The sequence below is a fragment of the Pseudomonas sp. Tul2A7 genome, from assembly GCF_054790505.1.
The window spans coordinates 4,822,041-4,836,016 of the sequence record NZ_CP186499.1 but is presented as its reverse complement, the minus strand read 5'-3'; the positions used below and the strand labels follow the sequence as shown (position 1 = coordinate 4,836,016).

Genomic DNA, 13,976 nt, shown 5'->3' with positions numbered 1-13,976 from the left:
CCAATACACCATCAAGCCAAGCTCTTGCTCACCACTTCATAAACATCACTCGACAACTGCCCCGACGCCCGAATCCGCTCCAGCTCGCCCTTCATCAAGGCCTGACGCGCATCGTCATATTTGCGCCAGCGAGTCAGCGGCGCCAATTGGCGAGAAGCAATCTGCGGGTTGAAGCCGTTCAGCTCGATCACCAGATCCGCGAGGAAGCGATAACCCGAGCCATCGGACGCGTGGAAGTTGATCAGGTTCTGCCCGGCAAATGCACCGACCAGTGCACGCACCTTGTTCGGGTTCTTGATGTTGAACGCCGGGTGCTGCATCAACGCTTTCACCCGCTCCAGACCGCCGGGCAAGGTGCTGCCGGCCTGCACGCTGAACCACTGATCCATGACCAGCGGGTTGTCCTTGAAGTGCTCGGCGAAACTGGCCAGCGCCAAGGCTTTCTGCTCTTCGAACGGCGAGTTGACCAACACCGCCAGCGCCGTCAAGCGCTCGGTCATGTTGTCGGCGCTTTCGAATTGCTCGAGCGCCGCTGCCAGTACTTCCGGTTTGCCGCTAAGCATCAGGTACGACAGCGCAATGTTCTGTAGCGCGCGACGAGCAAAGTGCTCAGCCTCGGCCACATACGGGGTCTTTTTCGACAGGTCACGGTTGGCCTGATAACGCAGCCACAGCGCCTCGAACAAGCCTTCGGCCAGTTGCTTGCGCGCGAACTCGCGAGCGATATGGATCGCATCGACATCCGCCACTTCGCTGATTTCAGTGAGGTACGCCTCACCCGGCAACGACAGCATTTCAGCGACCATCGCCTGATCCAGCGATTCGTCCGACAACACCGTACGCAGTGCCGAGACCAGACGCGGATCAAGCTTCAGGCTCTCGCCCTTCTGCTGCTGACCAATCAGCTCTTGCAGTACCTGCACCGCCAGTTGCTGGCCGGCATCCCAGCGGTTGAAACCGTCGCTGTCGTGCTGCATCAGGAACATCAGTTGATCGCGGTTGTACGGAAAGCTCAGTTTCACCGGCGCCGAGAAGCCACGCAGCAACGATGGCAGCGGTTGTTCAGCGATGTCGACGAAGGTGAAGGTCTGCTCGGCTTCGGTTACCGAGATCACACGGGTGGTGCCTTGCGCCGACGCTTCACCGCTCAGACGCAGGGCAATCTCGTTGCCCTGGCTGTCCAGCAGGCCGAGTTCGACCGGAATCACGAACGGCAGTTTTTCAACTTTATCCGGGGTTTCCGGGCAGCTCTGGCGGAAGGTCAGGCTGTAGGTTTTCGCGGCAGCGTCGTAAGACTCGCTCACCGCCAGACGTGGCGTGCCGGCCTGGCCGTACCAGCGCTTGAACTGGGTCAGGTCGACGCCGTTGGCATCTTCCATCGCTTTGATGAAATCGTCGCAGGTGACCGCTTGACCGTCGTGACGCTCGAAGTACAGATCGCTGCCCTTACGGAAACCTTCAGCGCCGAGCAAGGTGTGGATCATGCCGACCACTTCCGAACCCTTTTCGTACACGGTCAGGGTGTAGAAGTTGGAGATCTCGATGAAGCTGTCCGGGCGCACGGCGTGGGCCATCGGGCCGGCATCTTCAGCGAACTGATGGGTGCGCAGATAAGCCACGTCCTGAATGCGCTTGACCGTGGCCGAGTTCATGTCGGCGGAGAAGCCGGAATCACGGAATACGGTGAAGCCTTCTTTCAGCGACAGCTGGAACCAGTCGCGGCAGGTCACGCGGTTGCCCGACCAGTTGTGGAAATATTCGTGGGCGACGATTGCTTCAACGCGCTGGTGTGCAGCGTCGGTGGCGGTTTCGGCGCGAGCGAGCACAGCGCTGGAGTTGAAGATGTTGAGGCCTTTGTTCTCCATCGCGCCCATGTTGAAGTCGTTGACGGCGACGATCATGAAGATGTCCAGATCGTACTCGCGACCGTAAACCTCTTCGTCCCAGCGCATCGACTTCTTCAGGCTGGTCATCGCGTGCTGGCACTTGTCGATGTTTTCCGGTTCGACGTAGATGCGCAATGCGACGTTGCGGTCGGTCATGGTGGTGAAGCTGTCTTCAACGCACCACAAATCACCGGCCACCAGCGCGAACAGGTACGCCGGTTTCATGAACGGGTCTTCCCAGGTTGCCCAGTGCCGGCCGTCTTCGCCCGGGCCCGAGGCAATCGGGTTGCCGTTGGAGAGCAGCACCGGATAGCTGTGCTGTTCGGCGACCACGGTGGTGGTGAACTTGCTCATCACGTCCGGGCGGTCGAGGTAATAGGTGATCTTGCGGAAACCTTCGGCCTCGCACTGGGTGCAGAACATCGTGCCGGACTTGTACAGGCCTTCCAGTGCGGTGTTGGTTTCCGGGTGGATCTTGACGCTGGTGTCGACCGTGAAGGTTTCGGCGGTCGGCTGCAGGGTCAGATGGTTTTCAGACAATTGATAGTCAGCAGCGCCAAGCTCTTTATCGGCCAGGGTCACCGAGAGCAATTCCAGCTGCTGGCCGTCGAGCACCAGCGGCGGCAGGCCCGGGCCACACGCCGGGTTGCGGCGCATGACCAACTGCGCGTGCACCAGGCTGTGATCCTCGAACAACTCGAAGGTCAGGTGTGTTTCGTCGATCAGGTACTCGGGCGCCTGATAGTCCTTCAGGTAAATCATCTTCGGTTGTTCGGTGCGCATGCTGGAGTCCTTATTGATGCACGGCGAGCTGATAAGCCGTGTACTTGCGAATATTGATCACGCCGGTATCGAAGATCAGGTACTGGCCTTTGATGCCCAACAACGTGCCTTCGGCAATCGGGTTCTTGTCCAGGTTGAAGCTGACGATTTTCGCCGGGTATTGCTCGACCGGATAGCGGATTTCGAGAGGTTCTACATCGGCAATCGTCTGAATGGCTTGTAGGCCGAATCGCTCTTGCAGACCTTGCAGGCCTTCTGCGCAACTGTCGAACAGTTGATCGCGCACTTGCGCCAGATCGACCGCCTCCGCATCGCCTTTGAGTAGCGCGCGCCAGTTGGTTTTGTCAGCCACTTGACTGCGGAACAGGTCTTCAACGAAACCGGACTGCTGCCGCGTGGCAACGCGCATGATCGGCAACGCCTGACACGCACCCTGATCAATCCAGCGAGTCGGTAGCTGCGTAGCACGAGTGATGCCAACCTTGATCCCCGACGAATTGGACAGGTAAACCACGTGGTCGGTCATGCAGAATTTCTCGCCCCACTCAGGCTCGCGGCAGGTGCCGGCCTCATAGTGGCAGCGCTCCGGGCTCATGATGCACAGGTCGCACTGCGCCAGTTTGGTCATGCACGGGTAGCAATAGCCCTGACTGAAACTGGTTTTGGTCTTGCGCCCGCAATGGGTGCAGTGGATCGCCCCCAGGTACTCCAGACGCACCGTGCTGCCGATCAACGGGTTGACCGGCACCTCGACGTCATCCAGACGAAACGCGTATTGCACATTCGGCCCGTCCAGGCGCGCCGACATTTTGCTGATTGCACCGCGGCCAATCTCGATCAATGGATGGCATCCGACTTGAACAGGATGTTCGGCACTTCGATCGACTTCGACGCACATTCCTGCGGGCCCATGTAACCGGTGCGCTGGTCTTCAGGCAGGTTCTGGATTTCCCAGGCGATCATCGCCTGCAACGACAGCTCGCGCTGTTCGGCGGTGAGCTTGCCACCGTCGGACCATTTGCCGATTTCCACGGCCAGTTTCAGACTCTCGTAGATGTCCGGGGTAATGTTGTTGATCATGTCGTTAAAAGAGGACATCAGGGTCTCCGTGCTCTTTATTCACTGAAAATTTTAGGCGGCCAGTTTACGGCGGTTATACAAACCGCCCAACAAACCGGTGAAGCATCCGATGAGTAACCCGCTGACATGCGCGGCGTTGGCGATTTCGCCGAAGCCGATCACCGAGATCAGCCCGGACATGCACACCAGCAACCAGATCAGCATCATTGCCAGTACACCACGCGGCAGACGATAGGCCGGGTTCGGCGACAGCAGCTGGAAGATCCAGCAATGCCCGAGCAAGCCGTAAAGTACGCCGGACAGACCACCGAACAAGGTCGCGCCGCTCCAGACAAACTGCGCGTAGTTGGAAACGAGACTGAACAGCAGGGTCAGGCCGATCAGGTTGATGCTGCCCTGACGCGACTCGATACGCCGGCCCAGCTCCCAGTACCACATGCCGTTCATGGCCAGGTGGAGGATGCCGAAGTGGATCAGCATCGGCGTGACCAGACGCCACCACTGCCCTGCCGCCAGACTGTCGGCCAACGGCGTGAAATGGATGTACTCGCCGACTACTTGAAAATCGAGGAAGGTCAGCCAGCGCAGGGTTTGCAGGTTTTCGCCGAGGTACGTCAGCCCGCCAACGATCAGGCACAACAACAGGATAAACCCGGTGGCCTTGGCGTATTTCAGTTGCTCGGCGAAGCTCGGCCGCTTGAAGGTCGGCGCGACGGGGATGTCCATTTGCTGATCGGGATCGCCCGCCGGGAAGCGTTCGTACAAGGAGCGCACGTCTTCGCTGATTTCCGCCGGCGCCCACAGCACCTGTTCGCCGGCCTCTTCGCTGACCCGATGCGGCACCTGCATGCGTTGCAGCAGTTTGACGAAACCACTCAAGTCCACCGCCAACGGCAGACGCAATACCGCTACCGCACTCATTGCAGCACCTCCGGCCGCTCGACATCGACCCAAACAAATTTATGCGGATCCAGACGTGTTTCCTGATCCAGACGATAGGCGACCAGTTTGCCGTAAAGCACCGCGCTGTAATCCAGGCACGCGAGGTTCGGGCGGATCGGCGCCGGTTTGCCACTGCGCCAGTAATGGCCGACGAACAGCAATGGCTCGTCGACGCCGTAGCGCAGCAGGTTGTTTTTTTCGCTGGAGGTCAGCGGCTTCTGCGCCACCGGATCTGGCAGTGCATCAGGCTGGAAAACGATATCGCCGTAAGTCTTCGGATCGTCTTCCCAGAACTTGGTGCGGAAGAACGACCGCACCAGACCATCGCCGCTGGTCATGGTCAGACCATCCGGCAGGCGCATGTCAGTGCCGCGCAGCAGACGGTCGAACACGGTGCAGGCGAAGCTGTCCGGCACGGCCGAGGCCTGCAGGAAGTGTTCGTCGATGCAGCCATTGGGGAACAGCGCGCGCAGCGGTTCGATCAGGCCGGCATCCCAACAGGCATGCACGACACGGAAGCGTCCGGCGTCGACAAACAGCGGCAGCTCGTAGAACCAGCGCTGGAATTCATGCCAGTCGCCGGGATGATCTTCGAACTGGGTCAGGGTTTCGTGCAGCAGGCGTGCGTGGCGCGGCGTGTGTTCGCGGACGAACTGCTTGCCGCTGCCCGGTAGCGCCGGCGTGTTCCAGCCCAACGCGTTGAATTCGTGGTTGCCCATGATGCACAAGGCCTGACCGGCCTCGACCATATCGTGGACGATGTGCAGCGCCTCGCGAATCCGCGGGCCACGGTCGATGATGTCACCGACGAACACGGCCATGCGCGAAGGATGCCGCCAGACCCCGCCCTGCTTGTGATAACCGAGACGGTCCAGCAAGTGTTCGAGGGTCAAGGCGCATCCGTGCACGTCACCAATCAGGTCATAACTGCGCGCGGGATCGAGCATCAGTCGCCTCCACCGCCCAGCTTGCTGCCCCAGCCGAGCTTGGTGCGGCAGACTTCGTAGTAGTTGTGATCGAGCGGGTGAATCAGGCGCAGCTTCTGCGCTTTCTTGCTGACGGTGATGGTGTCGCCCGGCGCGCAGGTGAAATGGTTCTGCCCGTCACAGGAGACTTGCGGGTAAATCTGCATGTTTTTCGACACGACGATTTTCAGCTCACTGTTGCCATCGACCACAATTGGCCTGCTCGACAACATATGGGGGTACATCGGCACAATCACAATGGCATCGAGTTTGGGATGCATGATCGGCCCGCCGGCAGACAGCGCGTATGCGGTGGAACCGGTCGGCGTGGCGACGATCAGGCCGTCGGCCTTCTGGCTGCAGACGAACTGGCCGTCGATGTACAACTCGAACTCGATCATCCGCGTCGATTTGCCCGGGTGCAGCACCACATCATTGAGCGCATCGCCCTGACCGATAGCCTCGGCATGACGGCGCACTTCGGCTTGCAGCAGGAAGCGGTTTTCCACCAGATAGTGGCCGTCGAGCACTTTGGCGACTTCGACTTCCAGCTCGTCCGGGCGAATATCGGTGAGGAAACCGAGGCTGCCACGGTTGATCCCCAGCACCGGAATATTGTGTTTGGCCAGCGCTCGCGCGGCGCCGAGCAGGCTGCCGTCACCGCCGACGACGATGACCATGTCGCAGACTTCGCCGAGCATCTTGCGCGACGAAGTTTGCAGGCCGTGGCCCGGCAGGACTTCGGCGATGGTGTCTTCGAGGATCACATGCAGGTGACGATCGAGCAGAAACCGTTTCAGTCGGCGGACGGTATCCAGCACCTGGGAACTGCCCAGGCGACCGATGATGCCGATATTACGAAATTGCTCCATGGGACCTCTGCGGACAATCGAAAACGCGAAAAACCCGATTATGGGCGAAAGCGCCGGTTAGACAAAATCCTTTCAGCCTCAGGGGTGTGCTCGTGTTTACGGCTATGCTCGCAAGATGATCCTATTTCCCGACCTGCTGCAGTTGCCCCACCAATTACGCCACCCGGAAGTGCGCGATCTGGCGTGGGTGATCCTCGCCCCGCCGATGCTCGCCACCACGCCGTGGCCGCAGCGCCATCCGCTGGCGGGCAGCGATTGGGTGCACGATCCAGAGCGACTGGAACACTGGTTGCGCCAGCTCGACCGCGACAGTTATGGCTTGCTGCATTGGTTGTCGCAGGCACGCACGCGGCGCCTGGGCCTGTATTACGAGCGGCTGTGGCAGTTTGCCGTGGAGCATGCACCGGGCATCGAGCTGATCGCCGCCAACCTGCCGATCCGCCGCGAAGGCCACACCCTCGGCGAACTGGACATGCTGCTGCGTGACCGCGATGGAGTGCATCACCTGGAGCTGGCGATCAAGCTTTATCTCGGCCCGCAGAATGGCGACGGTCGTGATGCGGCGCAGTGGCTGGGGCCGGGCTGTCATGATCGGCTGGACCGTAAACTGGCGCATCTGGCCGAGCATCAGTTGCCGATCTCGGCGCGTCCGGAAAGTCGCGAAGTGCTGGCGGCGCTGGATATCGAGGTGTTCAGTGCGCAGCTGTGGCTGGGTGGTTATTTGTTGTACCCGTGGCCGGGACAGGCTGAATCACCGAGCGGCGCACATCCGCAGCATTTGCGCGGTAGCTGGTTGCATCAGAAGGATTGGCCGGCGTTCGTCGCACAACGTCCGGCCGGACGCTGGCAACCCCTGCCCCGGCATGCCTGGCTCGCGCCGGCGCATTATCCGGCGGATCAGACGTGGACTTTGGAGCATTTACGGGAATGGCTGGAAGACTTGGAGCCGCTGGCCCCGGCGCAGTTGATGGTGCGCCTGATCGAGAATGCGCGGGGGGAATGGGAAGAGGCCGAGCGGTTGTTTCTGGTGTCCGATCTTTGGCCGAATGTACCCGGCCAGGCCTGAGCTTTTGTAGTGTTGGTACCGGCCCCATCGCGAGCAGGCTCACTCCTACATTGGATGCGTTCCCCTGTAGGAGTGAGCCTGCTCGCGATGGGGACACCTCGGTCTAAAGTGAAAGCCGCACAGCCAAAGCCGCCAACGTCACCAACAACACCGGCACCGTCAACACAATCCCGACCCGGAAGTAATACCCCCAGCCAATGTGAATGCCCTTGCGCTCCAGCACATGCAGCCACAACAACGTGGCCAGACTGCCAATCGGCGTAATCTTCGGCCCCAGGTCACTGCCGATCACATTGGCGTAAATCATCGCCTCCTTGATCACTCCGCTGGCCTGACTGGCATCAATCGACAAGAGGCCAATCAACACCGTCGGCAGGTTGTTCATGATCGACGACAGCAACGCCGTCAGCACCCCGGTGCCCATGGCCGCGCCCCAAACACCATGACCGGCAAAGACATCCAGCCAACCGGCCAGATACCCGGTCAACCCGGCATTGCGCAGGCCATACACCACCAGATACATGCCCAGCGAAAAAATCACGATCTGCCACGGCGCTTCTTTCATCACCTTGCGCGTGGAAATCTTGTGGCCACGGGCGGCGATGCCCAACAACAGCGCAGCGCACACGGCGGATATCGCACTGATCGGAATACCCAGCGGCTCCAGCGCAAAGCAACCGATCAACAGGATCGCCAACACCGCCCAGCCCGCATAAAACGTGGCTTTGTCATGGATCGCGGTTTCTGGATGCTCAAGCTGCTCCGGGTCGTAAGCCTTGGGAATGTCGCGACGGAAGAACCACAGCAACATGCCCAGCGTCGCCGCCACACTGACGAAGTTCACCGGCACCATCACCGCTGCGTAGCGGTTGAAGCCGATGTGAAAGAAGTCCGCCGAAACGATGTTGACCAGGTTCGACACCACCAGCGGCAGGCTCGCGGTATCAGCGATAAACCCTGCGCCCATGACGAACGCCAGCGTCGCCGCCGGGGAAAAGCGCAGCGCCAGCAACATCGAAATCACGATCGGCGTGAGGATCAGCGCCGCACCGTCATTGGCGAACAACGCCGACACCAGCGCACCGAGCAGCACCATGAAGGCAAACAGTTTGCGCCCACTGCCGCGCCCCCAGCGCGCCACGTGCAATGCGGCCCAATTGAAGAAACCGGCTTCGTCGAGCAACAGACTGATGATGATCAGCGCGACGAAGGTGCCGGTAGCGTTCCAGATGATCTGCCACACCAGCGGGATATCGCTGAGATGAACGACGCCGAAGATCAACGCCAAAACGGCGCCAAGCGTGGCACTCCAGCCGACGCCGAGGCCTTTGGGTTGCCAGATCACAAGGGTAATGGTCAGCAGGAAAATCAGTGACGCAGCGAGCATCCGCAACAGCCTTCAAAGAGAGAGGTAAAAGGCCACGACGAGTGCCGAGCCAGAAAGATAACCTGTGGGAGCGAGCCTGCTCGCGAAAGCGCACTGTCAGTCGCCATTGATGCAACGGCTGACGACGCCTTCGCGAGCAGGCTCGCTCCCACAGGGGATTCGGTGAAGTTACTTCTTGTGTTGCTCTACGAATTGACCGTAGGCATTGATAAAACTTTGCAGAAAAGGTTTCACCGATTCGCTCAACTTGCCCGCCTCATCAAACGCAGAACCCGCGCCACCCAGATAAGCTTCCGGTTGCTGCATGCACGGCACATTGAGAAACACGAACGACTGGCGCAGATGCTGATTCGCGCCGAAACCACCAATGGCACCGGGCGAGACACTGATCACCGCCCCCGGCTTGCCACTCCAGACAGCCTTGCCATAAGGCCGCGAACCGACGTCGATGGCATTCTTCAGCGGCGCCGGCACCGAACGGTTGTATTCGGGCGTGACAAACAGCACCGCGTCGGATGAACCCACTTTTTGTCGAAAAGTGCTGTAGGCTGCCGGCGGTGAATCGCCGTCGATATCTTCGTTATAAAGTGGCAGATCGCCAATTTCGACAATCTCAAGCTTGAGGTTCGCCGGGGCCAGCTCCGCCAGCGCCAGGGCGACTTTGCGATTGATCGAAGCTTTGCGCAGGCTACCGACCACTACAGCGACGTTGTAGACATTGCTCATGGAAGAACTCTCGATGGTCCGTGGGAGGAGCCCGTAGTTATAGATGATCCGGTGACGATTCCACCAGCACCCGAGGTAAATTCCCGCGTGTTGATTATTTTTTTCCTGTAGGAAAACTTACAGGCCTTGATGGCGGTCTACCAAGCCGCAAATCAAGCGTTTTATCTCCAGAGGTTCTAAGCAGATGGCAGCAGTACTGGTCGGTCAGTTCCATGCAAGAGATGCGGAAGGCCGCGTTTATTCCGTGCATGAGTTCCAGGAATCCAACCCGTCGGCAGACGGTTCCACTGGCTCGGAGCCGATTTACAAGTTGGCCATTGGCGATCGCGTCAACAAGGTCAACGAGAACGAGTTTCTCCTGGTTCAGTCAGGCATCACCCTGATCCGCGAGCCCGAGCCAACCGTCGCTTCATAACTGGCCGTTATGAGCAGAAGTCATATGCGCAGACTTGGGGTAGGATTCAGCCACTGACCCCACCTGCTGAACATGGACTTCACGCATGCGTTTACGTCATATCGAAGTGATTCAGGCGCTCTTGCAGACCGGTCACCTGGGCACCGCGGCCGAATGGCTGCAGTTGCCGGTGACCGAGGTCGAAGAGCGTTTGCGCGAAGCCGAGAGTCAGTTGGGGTTCATGCTGTTCGCCAGCGTGCGCGGGCGCCTGCAATCGACGCCCGAAGCACGGGCGTTGCAGGTGGAAATTGCTCACGTTTATGAAGCGTTGGAACCCGTGCAACGGCTGGCCAGCAGCCTCAAGCAATACCTCGCCCCGCCACTGCGCATCATCGGCACCCCGCCGCTGGCGCAACAATTACTCCCGCAAAGCCTTGCTGCCCTGCGCCGACGCCTGCCCGATGCGCCGTGCAGCCTGCTCAGTGCGCCGACCCGCGATATCGTCCGCAGCCTGTTGTTGCGCGAAAGCGATCTGGGCTTGAGCCTGCACGACCCCGAACATCCCGATATTGATTGCCGGCCATTGGCCCAGGGCAAGCTGCAACTGCTCGCGCCCCACGGCTGGCTGCAACCGAAACAGAAATACATGTCCCTGCAGGATCTCGCCGGTCAGGCCATAGTCGGCCTCGAAGGCCAGGACCCATTGAGCCCGGCACTGGAAAACAAACTCCAGGCGTTGCGCCCGGCGCCGAGCATCCAGACCCGCGTGCAAACCCATCAGATGATGCGCAGCATGGTCGAGGCCGGCGAAGGCCTGGCCATCGTCGACCCGTTCACCGCACTGGGCGCGCGCGCCGCCGGACTCGACGTGTGCCCGCTGTCGCCGGCCGTGCCGATCAGCCTCTATGCCCTGACCTTCAAGCACGCCGCGCCGTCGGCGGCGATTCAAACGTTACTGGCGATCATCACGGAACAAGCCGAGGCGATGCTGGCGAGCTGAGCGAGTTCTCCAGCGGATTATCGAACAATCGATACCAGAACAACGCCACTTCGGCGGTGTTCGGATCAATGCCGCGATAGCGCAACTGGTCCACGCCACCAATAACGTAGCCACAACGCTCATACAATCGACAGGCGCCGAGGTTGTTGTTCTGGGTTTCGAGCATGATCCCCGGCAGCTTTTTCTTGCGACTCCAGAACTGCGCGACATCGAGCAACGCCTTGGCCACACCATGGCGCCGGGCCGGCGCATGCACCGCCAGCTCATCGATGTGCGCAAAACCGTTCCAGTTGGTGCTGATCACCAGATGGCCAACCGGCTCATCATCGAGATACGCCATGAAAATCGCGCTGTCCGGCGCGTTGTGGAAAGCGCTGAACTCTTCCGGATCAATGCCGTAGCATTTGCGGTACGGCACGATCGGCGTCACCCGCCATTGCTCGACCGGTTGGCCAATCACGGCGGCGCCATAGGCTGCAACTTCGAAACTGAAGTCGCTGCCCCAGATATACGGCGCAAAGCCTTCATCGGCGACGCGCACCGACAGCCCTGGGTATTTCGGATTCATGACCGGTTGCATACTGGGAAAAGTCCTCATTCCTTGACGCAATCGACGGTGTACTGCCGTCCATTGCCTTCATCTTCGTGCTGCAATCCATGCACATCCGCGACAAAACCGGGGAAGCTGCTATCGAACGTGCGAGCAAATTTCAGGTAATCAATGATCGAGCGAGTCGATTCGGTAAAGCGTTCGCCGGGCATGATCAGCGGAATCCCCGGCGGGTACGGCACCAGCATCACCGCGGCGATGCGCCCTTCCAACTCATCGATCGGCACCGCTTCGACTTCGCCACGCACCAGATGATCGTAGGCGTGAGCCGGTTTCATGGCAATTTCCGGTAGCACGGTGTACATGCGTTTGAGGTGTTTGGCTGTGGCGTTGCTGCGGTAGCAGGCGTGCAATTGATCGCACAGATCGCGCAGGCCCATGCCGCGATAACGCGCGGTGTCTTCTTGCGCCACGCACGGCAGGCAAGTTTCCAGACGCACGTTGGCATCGTAGCTGCGTTTGAATTCGAGCAATTCGGTGAGCAGCGTGCTCCATTTGCCTTTGGTAATGCCCATCGAGAACAGCACCAGAAAGGAATACAGGCCGGTTTTTTCGACAACCAGTCCACGCTCCCAAAGAAACTTGCTGACCACCGCCGCCGGGATGCCCTTCTCGCTCAGTGCACCGCCAGCGTTCAGCCCTGGCATCACCAGCGTGACTTTGATCGGATCGAGCAAGACGTAATCGTCACTGACTTCGCCAAAGCCGTGCCACTCGGCGTCCGGCTGCAATAACCAGTCTGCGGTCTGCACGCGGTCGATGCCTTCGACGCCCGGAGGCTGCCAGATCGAAAACCACCAGTCATCAGCGGCGATGTGCTGGCGCAGATTGGCCAGCGCACGACGGAAGCTCAGCGCTTCGTCAAAGGTTTCCTGCAACAGCGAACGCCCGGCCGGGCCTTCCATCATCGCCGAGGCGACGTCCAGCGAGGCGATGATGCTGTACTGCGGCGAGGTCGAGATGTGCATCATGAACGCTTCATTGAAACGGTCGCGATCGAGTTGCCGGGCACCGCCGTCCTGCACATGAATCATCGAGGCCTGACTGAAGGCGGCAAGCAGCTTGTGCGTGGAATGCGTGGTGAATACCAGCGGACTGTCTTCGCTGCGCGAAGTGGCCATGCCATAGCGCCCGGCGAAGAACTCATGAAACGCCGCGTAGGCGTACCAGGCTTCATCGAAATGCAGCACTTCGACGCTGTTGCCAAGACTTTGCTTGATCAGCTCGGCGTTGTAGCAGAGGCCGTCGTAGGTCGAATTGGTGACCACGGCGAGTTTGACTTTCGGCGCACGGCCCTTGGTCAGTGGGCTGGCATCGATCTTCGCTTGAATCGATTCGCGGCTGAACTCGCTCAGCGGAATCGGCCCGATAATCCCCAGCTCGTTACGCTCCGGGCACAGGTACAACGGAATCGCGCCGGTCATGATGATCGCGTGCAAAACAGACTTGTGGCAGTTGCGATCGACCAGTACCAGATCGTCGCGCGCGACCATCGAGTGCCAGACAATCTTGTTGGCGGTCGAGGTACCATTGATCACGAAAAAGGTGTGATCAGCGCCGAAATTGCGCGCTGCACGCGCTTCCGCTTCAGCGAGCGGCCCGGTGTGATCAAGCAGCGAGCCGAGTTCCGGCACCGACACCGACAAATCCGAACGCAAGGTGTTTTCACCAAAGAACTGATGAAACGCCTGCCCTACCGGACTCTTGTGATAAGCCACGCCGCCGCCATGGCCGGGGGTGTGCCAGGAATAATTGGAGTCGGCGGTGTGCTGCACCAGTGCCTTGAAAAACGGTGGCAACAAACCATCCAGATACTTGCGCGCAGCCCGTGCTACTTGCCGCGCCAGGAACGGCACGGTGTCTTCGAACAGATAGAGAATGCCGCGCAGTTGATTGAGCTCGGCCATGGCATCGGCCGGTGCATTTTCCAGGGTAACTTGCTCGCCCAGGGCGAAGATCGGCAGATCCGGCGCCCGCACCCGCGCCAGTCCGATCAGTTCGGCCATGTTCTGCAACAGATGCGAGTTGGTGCTGGCGTCCTCGGCGGCAATCAACATGCACGCGAGGCCATGGTGAGTCGATGCCACCAACCGCCCTTCGGCATAGTCGATGGCCGAAACGATATTGAAACCTTCCTGCTCCAACTCCCGGGCGATGCCACGGATACGGTCACCGGCGACCGTGTCGGCCTTGATGTCGCGATGGACGATCAACACCGGAAACTTCAAATCTTTGTACATGAGGCTCAGTGTCCCGAGGCGGCAG

General features: G+C 59.9%; 13 protein-coding genes. 3 read left to right on the top strand and 10 right to left on the bottom strand.

Features of this window, described 5'->3' with window-relative positions; genetic code table 11:
* Positions 1–11: 11 nt before the first annotated feature.
* Genes pepN through ACOYXJ_RS21725 form a run of 6 tightly spaced genes read right to left on the bottom strand, consistent with a single transcriptional unit; the run spans position 12 to position 6,528 of the window.
* A complete protein-coding gene (pepN, locus tag ACOYXJ_RS21750) occupies positions 12–2,669 on the bottom strand; it encodes an aminopeptidase N (protein ID WP_460371353.1) in 2,658 nt (885 codons plus the stop codon).
* A 10-nt stretch (positions 2,670–2,679) separates the two neighbouring features.
* Entirely contained in the window at positions 2,680–3,510 is an 831-nt protein-coding gene (locus tag ACOYXJ_RS21745; protein ID WP_460371352.1) for a DUF2797 domain-containing protein, read from the bottom strand.
* The gene (locus ACOYXJ_RS21740; RefSeq protein WP_007919229.1) at positions 3,507–3,767 is read right to left on the bottom strand and encodes a YeaC family protein; all 261 of its coding nucleotides are present in this window, start codon (positions 3,765–3,767) and stop codon (positions 3,507–3,509) included. The genes ACOYXJ_RS21745 and ACOYXJ_RS21740 overlap by 4 nt, the downstream gene beginning before the upstream one ends.
* A 33-nt stretch (positions 3,768–3,800) precedes the next feature.
* Positions 3,801–4,670: a rhomboid family intramembrane serine protease gene (locus ACOYXJ_RS21735; RefSeq protein ID WP_223026252.1), complete on the bottom strand. Its 870-nt coding sequence runs from the start codon at positions 4,668–4,670 to the stop codon at positions 3,801–3,803.
* On the bottom strand, positions 4,667–5,638 hold the full coding sequence (locus tag ACOYXJ_RS21730) for a metallophosphoesterase (RefSeq protein WP_460371351.1): 972 nt from the start codon (positions 5,636–5,638) through the stop codon (positions 4,667–4,669). Before ACOYXJ_RS21730 ends, ACOYXJ_RS21735 begins: the two co-directional genes overlap by 4 nt.
* A complete protein-coding gene (locus ACOYXJ_RS21725) occupies positions 5,638–6,528 on the bottom strand; it encodes an NAD(+) kinase (RefSeq protein WP_003224174.1) in 891 nt (296 codons plus the stop codon). Before ACOYXJ_RS21725 ends, ACOYXJ_RS21730 begins: the two co-directional genes overlap by 1 nt.
* Positions 6,529–6,643: 115 nt before the next feature.
* Between ACOYXJ_RS21725 and ACOYXJ_RS21720 the strand changes: the two genes are divergently transcribed.
* Positions 6,644–7,594 (top strand): DUF1853 family protein, encoded by a 951-nt coding sequence (locus ACOYXJ_RS21720; RefSeq protein ID WP_460371350.1) that lies wholly within the window; start codon positions 6,644–6,646, stop codon positions 7,592–7,594.
* 103 nt (positions 7,595–7,697) lie between these two features.
* On the opposite strand, the gene ACOYXJ_RS21715 is transcribed toward ACOYXJ_RS21720, so the two are convergent.
* On the bottom strand, positions 7,698–8,981 hold the full coding sequence (locus ACOYXJ_RS21715) for an arsenic transporter (protein WP_150707268.1): 1,284 nt from the start codon (positions 8,979–8,981) through the stop codon (positions 7,698–7,700).
* Between the two features lie 168 nt (positions 8,982–9,149).
* Positions 9,150–9,707 (bottom strand): NADPH-dependent FMN reductase, encoded by a 558-nt coding sequence (locus tag ACOYXJ_RS21710; protein ID WP_038366013.1) that lies wholly within the window; start codon positions 9,705–9,707, stop codon positions 9,150–9,152.
* A gap of 184 nt (positions 9,708–9,891) precedes the next feature.
* Here ACOYXJ_RS21710 and ACOYXJ_RS21705 point away from each other — a divergent pair, with 184 nt between their 5' ends.
* Entirely contained in the window at positions 9,892–10,122 is a 231-nt protein-coding gene (locus ACOYXJ_RS21705; protein ID WP_095118425.1) for a hypothetical protein, read from the top strand.
* A gap of 85 nt (positions 10,123–10,207) precedes the next feature.
* On the top strand, positions 10,208–11,101 hold the full coding sequence (locus tag ACOYXJ_RS21700; protein ID WP_150794980.1) for a LysR substrate-binding domain-containing protein: 894 nt from the start codon (positions 10,208–10,210) through the stop codon (positions 11,099–11,101).
* Here ACOYXJ_RS21700 and ACOYXJ_RS21695 read toward each other — a convergent pair.
* Positions 11,067–11,681, bottom strand: coding sequence for a GNAT family N-acetyltransferase (locus tag ACOYXJ_RS21695; RefSeq protein ID WP_102899182.1), 615 nt, complete (start codon positions 11,679–11,681; stop codon positions 11,067–11,069). The two genes, ACOYXJ_RS21700 and ACOYXJ_RS21695, sit on opposite strands and share 35 nt — an antisense overlap.
* A gap of 14 nt (positions 11,682–11,695) precedes the next feature.
* Complete coding sequence (locus ACOYXJ_RS21690) at positions 11,696–13,951, bottom strand: Orn/Lys/Arg family decarboxylase (protein ID WP_460371349.1); 2,256 nt, start codon at positions 13,949–13,951, stop codon at positions 11,696–11,698.
* Positions 13,952–13,976 lie beyond the last annotated feature (25 nt).